The organism is Jannaschia seosinensis, from assembly GCF_001408515.1.
Lineage (GTDB): Bacteria > Pseudomonadota > Alphaproteobacteria > Rhodobacterales > Rhodobacteraceae > Jannaschia > Jannaschia seosinensis.
Map to the genome: position 1 here is coordinate 1 of NZ_CYPR01000250.1, position 1,131 is coordinate 1,131.

Genomic DNA, 1,131 nt, shown 5'->3' on the forward strand with positions numbered 1-1,131 from the left:
GACAGCAAGACGCGGGGGCTGAACCTGGAGGACACCCGCCTGACGCTCGCGTCCAGGTTGTCTCTGCTCATCGCCATAACCGCTATTGCCATCGCCCTCATCTGCCGTGCTGCAGCCCAGCTCATGGGACACAAATACCCCGCCCGGAAGAAGCACGGATACTGCTCGAAATCCTGGTTCCGGACCGGCTTCGATGAGGTCCGACGATGGATGCGGTCCGGTCCCGAAACGCCTCTCGTTGCCCGAAATCTCGTCGTCCCGAGACGGCTGCGGGTGGGAGTCGTGTAGTCTGTCGAACGGCACAAACATCTTCTCTCAGGCGGACCTATGCTGGAGATTCTGTGGCAGGGATGCCGAGCGCGATACATCGATGCAGCACGGCAGCGCAGACTTGGAGTTCTGTAACTCGACGGTCGGAGTCGCGGCCGTGGGGAGCTGTCCTAGCCCGGATATTTCATGAAGCCGTATTCTTCTGCTTAGGGGGCCGGTTACCTAGGTCTCGGGCTTGTCGCGCGCATCCGACATCGGCGTCCGGTTGGCAGGCCGGCCGGTGACTTGGGTCTTGGGTGGTGTGGATTGATGTTTCTGGGTTTGTCGGGGCGCATGCGTCAGGCTGTTTTCGGTGGGGCGAGGGCGTCGAAGAGAAGGAGGAGAAGTCCCTTTCGGGGACACGATGCCGGCAGGGTCACGATGATCCGGGTCTTCTTTTCGACGATGGTGGCGGCCAGCTTGACGAGATGCAGCCGCAGCGTGTCGAACTGGGCGCGGCGCCATGGTGAACGTTTTGGGCAAGCCGCGCGGAGCTTCCACCAAATCCAGTAGGCGCAGCCGTGCAGCATCAGGCGCATCTGATTGGCGTTGGCTTTCGAGCACGACGTCCGGTCTGATGCGAGGTGGGCCTTCCACGCCTTGATGTGGTTCTCGGCCTGGCCGCGAGCGGAATAGAGCTTCTCGTAAAGGTGCTTACCGCGACCGCCCTCGAGGTTGGTGACGATGTAGCGGGTGTCCCGACCCATGGGGCCAACCTCGACGCGGGCGATGACGCGGCGGGGTTTCGACCACGAGCGGGCTGCGTAGGAGAAGGTTTTGAACCGGCGCAGCTTCTGACCCGGCGTCCGGACGTAGCGCGCC

1 protein-coding gene and 1 pseudogene are annotated in these 1,131 nt (G+C 62.8%); one reads left to right on the forward strand and one right to left on the reverse strand.

The annotated features are described in order from the left end of the window. Window positions 1–288, forward strand: a pseudogene (locus tag JSE7799_RS21190) (IS4 family transposase); the annotation flags it as partial. Window positions 289–608: 320 nt separating this feature from the next. Here JSE7799_RS21190 and JSE7799_RS18815 read toward each other — a convergent pair. After that, window positions 609–1,131: transposase (locus JSE7799_RS18815; RefSeq protein ID WP_144431821.1), on the reverse strand; the 523-nt coding region annotated here is incomplete at its 5' end.